Origin of the sequence: Bacillus sp. RB3 (assembly GCF_030164735.1) — a bacterium.
GTDB classification, from domain to species: domain Bacteria; phylum Bacillota; class Bacilli; order Bacillales; family Bacillaceae_G; genus Bacillus_A; species Bacillus_A cereus.
This window is the reverse complement of sequence record NZ_JASNGE010000046.1, coordinates 1-13944: the sequence shown is the minus strand read 5'-3', so window position 1 is coordinate 13944 and position 13944 is coordinate 1. Positions and strand designations below refer to the sequence as shown.

The window sequence follows — 13944 nt, the reverse complement described above, 5'->3', positions numbered from 1 at the left end:
TTCCTTACATACAATCTCCCTTCCTTACATGTAATACAAGCAAAAACCGTGCCAATCATATTTCTTATGAATAGCCAACATTCTTTTATAAATACTGTAGAATAAAATATACATAGGTGTTTCGGCAATGTATAAATCATTTGACACAAAATCTAATGTTTATGAAGAACAAATTCATTGAATGTTATAAATTCATTAGGCAGTAAATAATCCCCAATTATTAAATCTCTCAAAAAAAGGTAAATAAACATATTCCATAAAGCTAATATGTTTGTTTACCTTTTTCTATTTCAAATCAACAGCAAAATATCGTTGAATAAAAACAGCATGAATAAGTATTTTGTTATTCATTTCTCTTTTTCATATAATCTTTTTCACATTGCAACGGCTTAAATTTCACTTTTTTCCCTTTCTTCTTTTTCGTTTTTATAACGAGCCATTCCCCTTTTTCAACGTCTAGTTTTAGGCGTTTCATTACATTGATATTATCTTTTTCTTTATAAAGTAAAAATGCTTCTTGCGCCCTCACAAATAGGCTGAGCTGTTCGCTAAATCCACCACTATCATAAATTTTAGTTAGCGAAGTATAATAAGAATCATTTTCCTTTCCACCATACATCAAATGAGCAGCCTCCAGATCTCTTTTACTTACTTCCCAAAAACTATGTTCATCAATATTTAAATTAAATGTGGATTTAATGTCCTGTATTATATTCTTCACATACTTTTCATCTCTAACTTTTCTTTCTTCGAGACAATCCGAAGATAACTCTGGTGCATCTGATTGGGAATGTACAACGTGTTGTATCGATACACACAGAATAAATACGCTTAAAATGTAAAATATTTTTTTCATATTTACATATCACCTCAAATGATTTAGATACTATATCATTTGAGGCTTACAATATTCTTATGCTAATAATAAGAAAGATCCTATAAAATAAAATTTTTATAGGATCTTTCCTTTTAATATTGCTTTATCAAATTCACGGGCGGGGCAACTACCTTACTACTTTTCACATCATATAATCCTATAGGTGTTACTCGTATAAAAGGCAAGTGCGTCGCAGAAAAGAATAAAATTGTAAATGCTGGATCATCATACGCGTAGCCACGCTCTTGTAGTAATTTCACCATCTGTTTCTCTTCCTGTATTAATTCTCTCATTTTTAAATTAGACATAATCCCGAGCAATGGTAATGCTATTTCGTGTAACACTTCATTGTTTTCTACTATGACCATTCCACCACCGAGCTCTTTTACTCTACGAAAAGCTGTAAGCATATCTTCTTTTCTTTTTCCGATAAGAATGATGTCACCTGTACCAGAATAAGAGCTAGCAAGCCCACCTAGTTCTTTTGCAAAACCTTTCACAGCTATATTCACTTGCCAACTGCCATCACGAGCAATCATCATAAGGAAACATTCATCATGATCTGTGGACAATTCATCACAGTCTATATTGATTTCACTAGTGTATGGTTTTGTAATAACGTTATTTAATAAGTGTATCCCCGTTTTATTAGAGAAAATCATATCCTCTTTTTCTATTGACCAATCTAATGATAATGGAGTTACTTTATGTTTACTCCAGTCTATATGTAATGCCTCATGTGTATTTACACCGTCACGCTTCACCCATTTCCCCTTTGCAAGGACACTAATTGGTACTGGGTTTTCTTTACTTTCTAAAATATTGATATTAGCAATTCTACCTGTCGCAATCGAACCATGTACATGTTCCATATTATAATAACGAGCAATATTATAACTTGCCATATCGTATGCATCTATTACTGGCACTCCTTGTTTTATCGCGGTAGAAATCATAACGTTTGTCATTCCATTCTCATAAAACGAAGGATGTGAGCCGTCTGTTGTAAAAAAGAATCTATCAAACTGCTTTACACCTAGTTCCAACAATTCTTTCAGTAAAACTTCTAAATCTGGGCGGATTGAAGAATTTCTTAGGGAAACAGTGTAACCTTGCATAAGACGAGTGAAAGCTTCCTGCCCTGTCATCGCTTCATGATCACAATCTGTACCTAACAGTTTTAACTTCGCTAAAGTCGTTTCAGATGCACCTGGAAAATGTCCTTCTACTTTCTTCTGCAATCGCTTCGTTTCCTGCATCCAAGTTAACATTTCATCATCGCCATGTAATAGTTTTGGCCACGCTGTTAGTTCGCCGCCTTGAAGAACTGCTTTATGCTTAAGCCATTCTATTATTTCTTCACGATTAAATAAAGTTTCCCCGTTTTGCAATTCAGTTTGTCCATCAAAACGACACCACCAATACATACTTGCTGGAATCTTTTCAAATTCATCTAATAAACGAAATGCTTCTTCACGTTGTAATGTGAAAAATAAAGTTAAATTATCATTAATAAAAGTTGTTGTCCCAAACTGCATCGCATGATTCGCTAAAGTTTCAGGATTATATAATTGATATGGATGTGCATGAGGTTCTATGTAACTTGGAACTACATACTTTCCATCACAATCAATGACTTCACATTCATGCAGTTGCACTGGCAGCTTTTCCCCTACATAAACAATCCGGTCATCATAGATCCAAATATTTGCTTGCATCCACTCGCGCATATAGGAATTTAAATAAGTTGCGTTCTTACATAAAATGTGCGGACTTCTTTTACCATCTATTACTTCAACATGCTCTCGTAATTGTTTATTACTCCATTTATAATGATTTTCCCCCATTGTATTCAACTCCAAATCAACTCATAATTATTTTGATTAAAACGAGAAATACTTAACTAACTAAAGTATTTTCCATTCATAACTCCCCAATTGGCGCCCCTATATCCTTCATTATATTTAATAATTTTAAAAATAACAATTTTCAGAACTGCATACCTTTTTTATCCAAAATAAAAAGAATGTCATGTAACTGACATCCTTTTTATTTTTATCGTAAGCATTAAGATTGATTTTCACTTTGAAATACACTTGATGCCATATCATAAATGCAACTACTGTCCATAGTTGCGAACTTAAAAAAGCACCTCTTTTAAATATAACTATAACAAAATTCCATTCACTTTCTTTTCATCTATTTATTAAATTCAATTTGCATCATTTTATTAAACTGCGGAACAATATCGACCCCACCTATAGAGTTGAGACTGATAGCCAATGTATGTTTGCCTCCAATTACTCCCCCAGCAAAAGTTGTAAATCCAGGAATTCCTCCTCCATGCCCCCAAACTGAAACACCGTTTGGAAGTTTAGTCTCATAGATTCCAAGACCGTATGCGTCACCAACCCCTTTTCCTTCTATAGGAATTGTAGTAAGCATTTCTTTTAGCTCGCGCTCCTTCAGTAACTTACCACCGAGTAAAGATGAAAAGAACTTATTTAAATCATCCGCATTAGAAATCATATCTCCAGCTGCATTAGCTAAACTCGGATTATAATAAGTAATATCTTTCAACTCGCCTGTTCCTTCCATTTTCACATATCCACGAGCATGATTCTTTCCTGGGATGACGGGTGAATTTCCTGGTAAAAACGTATTTGATAGGTCCAAAGGTTCAATAATTCGCTTTTCGATTTCTTCCGCATAACTATTTCCGGTTATTTTTTCAATAAGCATTCCTAGTATTACGTATCCTGTGTTTGAATACAACCAGTCTTTACCCGGCGAGAAATCTGGAGGCAGCGAAAGGCCTATTTTCACTATTTCTTCTGCTGTATACGTTTTTTTCGAATTCATTATGTCCGCGTCTTTTGACTTTAAGTATTCAGCGATACCACTCGTATGATTCAAAAGTTGTCGTATCGTAATTTGATTACCATCATACCCATTTCCTTGCACGAGACCTGGTAGCCACTTTTCAATTGGATCGTCAAGTTGTAAGCGATTTTCTCCTACTAATTGAAGCACAGTCGTCGCAGTAAACGTCTTCGTCACACTACCAATTCGAAAGCGATAATCCGAATTCACCGGTTTCTTTGTACTTAAGTCCGCCACGCCAGCAGTAAAACTACTAGTTTTTCCGTTGTTAGACGCCTTAGCTAATATTCCTACAGCACCAAGCTGTACTGTTTCCTGCATTACTTGTTTCCAGCCATTACGATTCTTTTGATCATGTACTTGTGACGAACTAGAAATATTTTGAGTTGACTCTGCAGTCACAGTAAAACCAGGTGTAAATAGAGCAGTACCCGCTAATAAAACTGCAAAACTTGCTAACTTAATTGAATTACATTTTTTCATAAGGCTTTCTCTCCTCCATTAATATCGGATTGATTCAAGCTATACTTTCATCCTATATGATAAATCTCTCTTTTTTCTTATCCATTCCTTACGAAATACTTACGTTTAAATTTAAATACGGTAAACTGAGGAAGAGTTATGCATGCAAATAAAAAGAGAACATGTTTTCATTTTTTATGTAAACATGTTCTCTTAAACATTTAAAATTCTATATCAACTTTTCATCCTATTCTTTACACAACTAATTTATATTCCTTTTTACCAGCCCGCACTAGCATTCATACCATTTCCAATAATAGAAAGTAATAGCGGCCATAATACTGGTCCCAATGTAAGAAATACATTTAGAAGTATGAGCATTCTATATCCAACGGTGAAATTGTGATTTTTACGATTAACAAATACTAAACTGATTAATGATATTATAGTTGTTAAAAATAATACTAACATTAGCAACCAATACCACACCATTAAACTAAGACTCCATGGTGTTAATAGCTCATGTATGATACAAAATGTGATTCCTAATACAGAAAAACTAAAACTAGTCACCGCTGTTTTTATAAGCCATTTATTTATTTTTTATCGTATGTATTTTTACAATATAAATCTATTAAAGTATATAAAGATAAATATGCCATTAATACACCTATCCAAGACAATAACCAGTCTCCGTCTCCTTTGAATAATACGTACAGTAACCAACACATACCTACTGCTGAAAAAACAAAGGAAATAAGTATGCTTTTTAATACCGATTTCATTACATTTTCACACCCTTAAAAAATCAAAAATTAATTATGATTTATAAAAATTAAGTATAGGTTAACATGTAATGAAGTATAAGTAAATAAAGTTAATTTTATTTACCTATTTGAATACGGTTTCATATAAGAAAATAATTCATGTTAATCAAATTTCCATATAAAAAAGAAAAGGTGAATATTTATGTATCCACCTTCCCATCTCCCTCTACCCACTTCATTATTTCTTCCACATCTAAATCCGTATACGTCTTTTCACCATAACGAGCAGACTCATATAACGAGATAATATCCCTTGTTCTACAAATTCTTTTTAACCATTGTTGCATCGTTTCATAGGACCTTCTCTGTTCATGAAATGGTAATGTTCTTTCCCATTCAACTAACGTTTTTCTTATCTTATCTGTCGGTAACGGCTGTTCTAACTGATGAATGACTTTTTCATTCTTTATGCTTCTTACCGCAGTTTGCTTTGTAATCAATTCTTTCTCCTGTACTATTTCTGTTTTCGTCAATTTTTTCCTAATATACTTGTAGATGGCATATATAATTGATATTGCAATTATCACATAAAAAGCTATAGTAATCCATATATTTGAAAGAACAGAAAGCACGTCACTCCATAGACTTTCTCTTTCGAAAGGTTGAAATTTTTTACCCGTTTTCGTTCTTATACCTGTATCTTCTACTTCTTCATATTCATCTTCATCTATTTTGGAATCATCAAAATTTTCACCTATACTAGTAAAGTCATAATTTCTTTCCGATATTGTCTTAGTCTTACTGAAAAAACGCTCTTTTACTATGTCCTGTACATACACAACACCTTGTGATAACGTTATCGCACTAATCGCAAAGAAAAGTATGATTAAAGTTCTTACACTCCATAACTTCACTTTCATATGCCGCTTTTTATTCACCATGACATAAGCCCCTTCTTATTCTTTCATTACAATCCATTTATTCGTTCTACTGTATTTCTTTGGTGAAGTACCAATAATTAAAGGAACCGCATCCAGTTCCTTTCGACGAAAGCCTGCTGTGTAAAAGTAAGAAGAAGATATAGGCGTATCTTGGTCTGATATCGAGGCAAGTACCTTTAATACATTTTGCAAATGTTTCCGATTATCCCCATTTTTTATATGTAGCAAACCGTTATCTTTTACACTATTGATCCATACTTCAAACGAACAGTTTTGCATGAGCAATTGTTTACATATACCCGCCGTTAATTCAATTAGTTCCTCTATATCATTTCGCAAAGAAACACCACTTTTATTTTGCAAGTTGAGATAAATCGCGTATTTATCACATTGTGTTCGCTCATACTTTTTCGCAGTTAGCGTCCCTGTTTTCGCTGTTGCACTCCAGTGGATGGAACGAAAATCTTCATTTTCATAAGACTTTACTCCCATTACTTTCGTTTCATCATATAAGGGTGAAGACATCGCTTTTCGAAATCCTCGTGACCATTCTTGTAATTCAGGAACTTGTATTTTCGGAACAGCTGGTAAGACTAAATAAGAGGGCGTATCAACTTGTTTATATGTTATATGGTTCGTTATAAATCCAAAGAGATCAGTAATAACAATTTCAACTTCTTCCCATTTCGCGATGCCTCTTTTTAACGCTACAGCTTGCAAATCAAATAAAACTGACTCCCTTCCTTTTAAATTAAAATTCATATAATAATTTGAACCTGTACTATAATTTTTGTTTATTTCATCATGATTCCAAGTTAGCTTATTTTCACATTTAAATCGAAATACGATATTAAGAATAGGAAATATCGACTTGTTTGAAATTTTCATTTTGCACATATTCGTTTCACCTATAAAAACATTCGAATTCCCTTGACTGTATTCCCATTCAACACGAGATACTTTACGTATATATACATGCATAGCACCTATTAAAATTACATATAAAAATACGAGAGATAAAAACAGTAGATTACTTGAAAATACACTTAAAATAACGGCTACAACTGACATAACCCCCATTACGAAAGGCTCCGCTAAAGGTGTATACGCAAGCTGTTGATTCATCGTACATTCTCCACTGGCACACTAATCGTATGAAGAATTTCTTTCATAATTTGTTCTTTCGTCGTTTTCATCTCTCCCTCAATCGTTAACGTTAAACGATGAGCACAAACGGATGCAGCGAGCGTCTTAATATCATCTGGCGTACAGTAATCTCTTTCATTTAATATTGCCCGTGCTTGAATTGCTCTCATAAATGCCAACGTTCCCCGAGGGCTTACACCAATTTCAATTAACTCATGGTTACGAGTTGCTTCAATAATTTCAAGGAGATAATCTTGCACATCATTCCCTACTAACACTTCTCTTGCACGCTTTTGCATCGTAATAATTTCTTCACTTGAAATAATAGAATGTAACGTTTCTAATGGATCATTCATTTGAAACCGATTCATCATTTCCTTTTCAGCTTCTCTCGTAGGATAACCTTGGCGTATTGTGAGTAAAAACCGGTCTAACTGAGCATCTGGTAACGGAAATGTGCCCGCTGATTCGAGTGGATTTTGCGTTGCTATAACTAAAAAAGGTTCTGGTAATGAATGTGTCTGTTTCGCAATTGTAACAGTACGCTCTTCCATAACCTCAAGTAACGAAGATTGTGTTCTCGGTACAGCTCGATTAATTTCATCCACTAATACGATATTTGCAAAAATGGGTCCTAACCTCGTTTTAAAATCCGATTCCTTCACATCAAAATATTCAAGGCCAATAACATCTCCAGGCAAAGTATCCGCTGTAAATTGTATTCTTTGAAATTTAGCGTCCACACTTTTAGCCAAGCTTTTCGCTAACGTTGTTTTTCCTGTTCCAGGTACATCTTCTAATAAAATGTGCCCTTTTGCTATAAGAGCTATAGCTGCCAGTTCAATCGATTCATCTTTTCCTATAATAACTTTCGAAATATTGTTAGTAATTTTCTTTAATGTACTCATATAGTAATCTACCACCTTTTAATTATCTAAAAATTAAGAATATATTTTTCCAAATTATAACATGTATTTCAAAGATGAAATAGAGTGAAAATGAATCTTTTATTTTTTCTTCATTGTACGCAAAAAGCACCTATTGTCGTATATTGACAATGAGGTGCTTAACTCAATCCAACAGCCTTCTTTCCCTGTACTTTTTAGTAACAATACACCCTTTTTCTCCCACGCATGCATTATTTTCAATTAACTAGTAAAATGCATTCTAATATTACATATAATGAAAACCATTTCTATTTTATCGTTATAGAACTTCCTCTACATCGACACTCTCTATCCTCACTTCATACATATTTGGGATGTTTGCTTCTTTTGGTACCCATGCATAATAATTTCGATCATTCTCTAAAATAAATTGAATTAACTTTGTTTCTGATCCATTCCAGAAATTTTTAAGATTATCAATGTAGTCTTCTAAATCTTCTTTATAGTCCAATTGTAATATATAATCTCTTACCGTCAGGGCAAACACAATTAAACTTCCTAATAGATTTTTTTGCTCATTTTCTTCTTCATACTCTTGTGGTAAGAACCACACTTGACCTATTCCTATCGTTTTTTTGTATTTTTCATAAAAACTACTATCATTCATATTCTCATAATCATGTATTAATTCATTGACCAATGAATGCCATTTTGGCGGAATAATATTTTCCAATGCAGGATTATGTTCAATTCCTTCTACTATATCCTCGATTTCTTCTGTCTCATCTTCATAGTGATATTCACTTAGGTCTATATGCTTAAATTTCATTTCATTTTTATAATGTGCCAAATCATATGGATAATGATTATTATCTTTTAAACTTATATCATCCAGTTCCAAAATTTTCGCAAGCGCTGCCGTTTCAAAGCTCCAATATCCTACATATCCAGGTTCTTTATGCGCATTTTTCCACTCATAATCATAATGACCTTTAAACCATTCTTTCTCCATGTACGTTTGTAATCTTTTAGATGCTTCTTTTTTATCTATTTGTGCAAGTTCTATAATCTCTCTCGTTTTTGCATATGGATTTTCTTTAGAATATCTTTGAATTCCATTTTTAGTATCTTCTTCTAAACTTTTAATATCTTCTCTATTTTCCTCTATAAACTCTTTATGATATTCAATTCCTTCTCTACACTTTTCTTCTATACATAAATAATCTCTCATACCATTCAATTCCTCCTAGCTTCTAAATTATGGCCATTCTCCAACGATGTTACCCTTTGCATCTATCTTAAATGTTTTAACCTTTCCGCTACTATCGACTTTTTATAATACTCTTTCTACCTTATCTCTCTCCAACGCTTTTGTAATCTTATCTGCTAATTTGTTATCTCCATCAACAGCTTTCAATATTCTACTTTTTTCAGTATTCACACCTGTCAACCAACCATCTGACATTTGTCGTCCATCTTTAGTTTTCCCCAATTGTGAACTACCAAAATTAGCCTCATCTATAACGTATTTGATCTTTGATTCTGCATTTGCATTTTCGTATAATCCATCAATCCCTTTTACTATTTTATCATTTATGCCTGATGGTACACTTTTTCCGACTGGCTTTAAATCAAATCCAGCTTCTTTTAAACTTTGATTATTCAATAAATTGTCACTAGATTTTATTTCACCATAATTACCTTTTTGCTTATTTGTAGCTGTTTTTGCATCAAAATTATCTACAGTTGTATTTTTGTTACTGCTAGGTTTACCGTTAGCCGCACCTCCACCAGAAGACTGGATTTTTTGAATAGTATCCTTAGTATTTTGAATCGATTTATTCCAAACAAATCCACCATGTACAAAAAGACTTGCCCCAGTAGCTGTTGCTGCTATATCTAATGGAATAACAATTGGTGATGCTAATCCGCCAGTTCCTACTTCTGCAACGATAGTTAAGAAATTAGATCCGCCTATGAGCGAAATAGCTTCAAACATTTCTACAATGGACCCGGCTATTTAATAATATTGTCCAGCTTTTTCTAATGTTTCTTTACATTGAAAAACATACTATATAACATCAATTGAAGCCTATGTGCCTGTGAAATGCGAGGTACGAAAGTGCATTTGCTTAAATAATAATTTTCAATTTAAATCAACAAAAGAGACCTCAAATGTGAAGTCTCTCTTGTTGATTATTTTCCATAAGTAACTCGCCTTTTATTTGTTTATTTTAAGACAGATAACATGGTTCATTCAAATATATATCCTAAAGAAAAATTTTTTCCTGCCGTCATAATCTAGTAGAATAGATTCAATTAATTCTTATTAATTGCGATAAACTCACTAGGAATCTCATCTGCTAACCAAGCTTTTTCATTTCCTAAATAAAATTTAACGCCTTCTTCTCTAGCTTTTTCAGTATTAACTTCTAAAATAATAGGATGCTTATCTTTTCTTTTCCCCACTAATTCAGCAGTTACAATATCTTCAGAAAGATGGACATATTGTCTATACATAGGTGATAGCCCATTTAATTAAATAGAATTTAAAAAGCGAGGAGATGTACCATGATAAAGAAATTTAGGTGGAACGCCTTCTTCCTTTACTATTTTCATGGGAATAGAATGTTCATACAACGCACGAATTTTATTTTCTTTTAGCTCATGCCTTTTTTCTCAGATTTCTCAATCATTATTTTTAAATCTTCTATCTTCACATCTTTCCATTCAATGGATTGGTGAAGTGCGTGTAAAAGTTGCTCAACAGACACCCAGCCATTCTCATCTAACTCCAATTCGTATTCCCACGGAGCATGACGTAAAGCATAAGATACTTATTCAATTAAATTTTTAAATGATTTTGATTATTGTTTTTTTCACTTCGATTGTAATCTATCATTTCTTTCATAGCACATTCAACCCAATCCCAAAAGTCATCAAATTCTTTTCTTTGTTCAAAACCTTCACAAGTAAAATCATGAATAAATTGAACTTTACTTCCTTTGTCGATTTCAAAACATGCAGTATCATCATTATCAAATCTTTTAGCAAAAGGAATCAGCTTACGATTAGGATATCTTTTCTTCATACCAGAGTATATGTTAGTAGCCTGTTCTGATTCCATTAAAAACCATATATCAAAATTAACTAAATCTAATTTGACTAATAAGGTAACAGTTTAAATGCCACCTATTATTTACACATTTCTCTTTCCCATACTCTTTTTCCGTCAGTTAAAAACACTGCACTTGGCGGATCATCATAGAGAGAAATTTCAACCAATGAACTTTTTTCTTGTTTTAACCAATTATATACAGTACCTTCGTTTGTATTAGGTCGAGATAAAATATTATTTACTCTAAATACAGCTGCATCATATTCTGTATAATTTATATCATCCTCATCTAGTCCATTGTCTGTTTCAAAAACTGTATCTAGTTCTCCAATAATCCTCAATCCACTTTTCCATTCTAGTATCATGTCACTATGTTCATAATTTATTAATGTTCCAATTAAAGAATCGTACCCCATTTGCATCCTCTTTTCTTATGATTTTTATGGTCTTGATGGTACTATATGAGCGCCATCTTTTCCATAATGAATCAACCCTTTAGTAGTCACATGGTATTCACCAGTATTGCGGTCATAATATTTTCCTATTGGCTCACCAAAGTCTACTCTTTCTCTACCGTTTTTTAATAGTTCACCTTTTCCTGCAAACTTATCAAGCAATTCTTGTGCTATTTTATTATCGCCATAGAAAATGCTCTTATTTTTTCCATTTGCTAATTCTTGTTTATAGTTCGGTGTATCAGGAATATGCTTCTCTTGAGCTCCTGCTTTCACTTTTATTGGATAACCATTTACTTCACGGTATGGACCTTTAGGTACAGAATCTTTTCCATAAGAAGGTATTCGATTACTCGCACCCTTACCTCCACCAGAAGACTGGATTTTTTGAATAGTATCCTTAGTATTTTGAATCGATTTATTCCAAACAAATCCACCATGTACAAAAAGACTTGCCCCAGTAGCTGTTGCTGCTATATCTAATGGAATAACAATTGGTGATGCCAATCCACCAGTTCCTACTTCTGCGACGATAGTTAAGAAATTAGATCCACCTATGAGCGAAATAGCTTCAAACATTTCTACAATGGACTCGGCTATTGATATAACATTTCCAGCCAACCTTCCAGCTTGGTAAGTTGTCTTACTTTCTAATTTATCATTCTCATGTGGTTCTAGTCCAAAAAAGTTTTCTAGTGCTGCATCACCAGCACCTTGAAAAAATTCGATAACTCCATGCAAAAATGATTGCACATAAATGGCTGTTTTTTCATGCCATGATCTATTGTCTTCCTGTTCTTGTAAGTTCATTTCTTGTTTTTGCAAAGTAATTTCTTTCATCTCGTTTTTTCGAGCTGTTTCTTCTATAATCCCCTGAATCGAACTCACCCAATCCATATTCAACCCTTGTGTACTAAACGTACCACTCACAGGGCTAAATCCTTTCCCGCTTTGCACTTCAGCGAGTCCGGCTGTGATGCTAGCCGCTAATTGGAGGGCGGTGCTGTAGTTGTTGCTGGATGAATGTTCGAATTCTTGTAAACGCTCTAGTTTTTCTTCCAGTTTTTTTCTCATTGCACCTAATACCGTTACAATCGCACTTACTCCGGGCATCGGTGTAAGTACTTCTATTGCTTCTATACTTGTAATCGATTGATTAATTCCCCGTATTTGTTCTCTTATTTCTTGTTCGATCACATCTGTCGAAGCAACTTTCGCTTGGAACTCGTTTGGAAATGCTTCGTTTTGGCGAATTAATTCTTCACATAAGCATATGATTCCTTGCGCTAATGGCCGAAATGTTTGGACAAGGTAGGCTTTTGCACTACTGTATGTTTGTCCTTGTAATACTGTGTCTATCGCAAAGGCATCATTAGATTGAATGGCTTGTTCCATACTTTGAATCGTAGCATTACATATAGCGTTCATACTTTGCGTTTGACTTTGTACTTCTCCCAAATACATGTTTAAACTCATGTATTGGCCTCCCTTTGTAGTTGCTGCTGTTCATAGGAAAGGTCATTTTCTTTCTCGCTGAGATGCCGTTTTTCTTTAAGCAACGTCTCTTTTTCGTTTTCTAATTCGAATGTAAGTTTTCTTTCGTACTGCCCGATCTCTTGCCGCATATTCGTAAAAAGGTGAAATGCTTCTTTGTCACCATACCAAGTTTCTAGTATTCGGTTAAATAAACGATTATTTCTATTTTTCCATTCATGAAAACTAGCCTCAGCTCGTTCTTGATTTTGCAGCGCGATTCGGTTTTCATTTTGTTCTTCAAATATAATTCGTAATTTTTGATTACATTGACTGATTCTCGTTTCAATTTCTTGACTCATCTTTTCTCCCTACCTTTTCCCCTTTACGTAGGTTTTTACATTATTGAAAAGTCTTTTGAAGTCCGGTATCCATTTTCTCAAATTCATTTGCTACGGAATGGATATTATCAATCGTTTGTTGAAAAGCAGCGCAAAATTGTGTCGTGATCTGTAAATTTTGTTGATTTGCTTCTTGCGCTTTAAAGTTCACAGATAGTGTCGTACGCGTTGCCTTATTTATAGAGCGACTAGTAGCACTTTGCATTCGATCTGAAGCATTTCTCATTTTCGTTGCAAGTTGCGTTGCCCTATGCAAATTACTTTGAAATTCTCCCATCACTTACTCCCCTCTACCTTATATTTTCAAGAAAATTATAACATGGAAAAATATTCTAATAAACCGAATGTTCGAATTTAACACGTAATTCACTGCTATTACTGAATATGAAAGCAATACTTATCTTTCAACATAACTGTGTCGAAAGTAGGTTCTACTTATACAAAAAAAGATGACCTCAGCTATATGGTCTTACCCCTGTCAAGTAGACAGTAATAGATTAGGTGTCTTTTCATTAAGCAGCCTTAGTTCCAAAT

General features: G+C 33.6%; 11 protein-coding genes and 4 pseudogenes. All 15 read right to left on the bottom strand.

Features of this window, described 5'->3' with window-relative positions; all coding sequences use genetic code 11:
* Positions 1-343: 343 nt before the first annotated feature.
* The 15 genes and pseudogenes from QO049_RS28280 to QO049_RS28210 all read right to left on the bottom strand — a co-directional run bounded on the left by QO049_RS28280 (position 344) and on the right by QO049_RS28210 (position 13687).
* On the bottom strand, positions 344-856 hold the full coding sequence (locus tag QO049_RS28280; RefSeq protein WP_246960349.1) for a hypothetical protein: 513 nt from the start codon (positions 854-856) through the stop codon (positions 344-346).
* 113 nt (positions 857-969) lie between these two features.
* Positions 970-2724: an adenine deaminase gene (locus QO049_RS28275; RefSeq protein WP_000504393.1), complete on the bottom strand. Its 1755-nt coding sequence runs from the start codon at positions 2722-2724 to the stop codon at positions 970-972.
* 352 nt (positions 2725-3076) lie between these two features.
* Positions 3077-4243 (bottom strand): serine hydrolase domain-containing protein, encoded by a 1167-nt coding sequence (locus tag QO049_RS28270; RefSeq protein ID WP_246960352.1) that lies wholly within the window; start codon positions 4241-4243, stop codon positions 3077-3079.
* 258 nt (positions 4244-4501) lie between these two features.
* Positions 4502-5007, bottom strand: a pseudogene (locus tag QO049_RS28265) (DUF3902 family protein).
* Positions 5008-5189: 182 nt separating this feature from the next.
* Entirely contained in the window at positions 5190-5930 is a 741-nt protein-coding gene (locus tag QO049_RS28260) for a signal peptidase II (protein WP_246960355.1), read from the bottom strand.
* Between the two features lie 15 nt (positions 5931-5945).
* Positions 5946-7055, bottom strand: coding sequence for a DUF58 domain-containing protein (locus QO049_RS28255; protein WP_087966951.1), 1110 nt, complete (start codon positions 7053-7055; stop codon positions 5946-5948).
* A complete protein-coding gene (locus QO049_RS28250) occupies positions 7052-7984 on the bottom strand; it encodes an AAA family ATPase (protein WP_000105651.1) in 933 nt (310 codons plus the stop codon). Before QO049_RS28250 ends, QO049_RS28255 begins: the two co-directional genes overlap by 4 nt.
* A gap of 298 nt (positions 7985-8282) precedes the next feature.
* Positions 8283-9194: a PoNe immunity protein domain-containing protein gene (locus QO049_RS28245; RefSeq protein WP_246960358.1), complete on the bottom strand. Its 912-nt coding sequence runs from the start codon at positions 9192-9194 to the stop codon at positions 8283-8285.
* A gap of 27 nt (positions 9195-9221) precedes the next feature.
* Positions 9222-9983 (bottom strand): annotated as a pseudogene (locus tag QO049_RS28240) (hypothetical protein); the annotation flags it as partial.
* Between the two features lie 299 nt (positions 9984-10282).
* Positions 10283-10761, bottom strand: a pseudogene (locus QO049_RS28235) (RNA 2'-phosphotransferase).
* A gap of 47 nt (positions 10762-10808) precedes the next feature.
* Positions 10809-11132: pseudogene (locus QO049_RS28230) on the bottom strand (hypothetical protein); the annotation flags it as partial.
* Positions 11133-11158: 26 nt separating this feature from the next.
* Entirely contained in the window at positions 11159-11497 is a 339-nt protein-coding gene (locus QO049_RS28225; protein WP_000540188.1) for a hypothetical protein, read from the bottom strand.
* A gap of 24 nt (positions 11498-11521) precedes the next feature.
* The gene (locus QO049_RS28220; protein ID WP_284489704.1) at positions 11522-13012 is read right to left on the bottom strand and encodes a polymorphic toxin type 50 domain-containing protein; all 1491 of its coding nucleotides are present in this window, start codon (positions 13010-13012) and stop codon (positions 11522-11524) included.
* Positions 13009-13371 (bottom strand): DUF3958 family protein, encoded by a 363-nt coding sequence (locus QO049_RS28215; protein WP_044584584.1) that lies wholly within the window; start codon positions 13369-13371, stop codon positions 13009-13011. The genes QO049_RS28220 and QO049_RS28215 overlap by 4 nt, the downstream gene beginning before the upstream one ends.
* 40 nt (positions 13372-13411) lie before the next feature.
* Positions 13412-13687: a TIGR04197 family type VII secretion effector gene (locus QO049_RS28210; RefSeq protein WP_000503629.1), complete on the bottom strand. Its 276-nt coding sequence runs from the start codon at positions 13685-13687 to the stop codon at positions 13412-13414.
* Between the last annotated feature and the right edge of the window lie 257 nt (positions 13688-13944).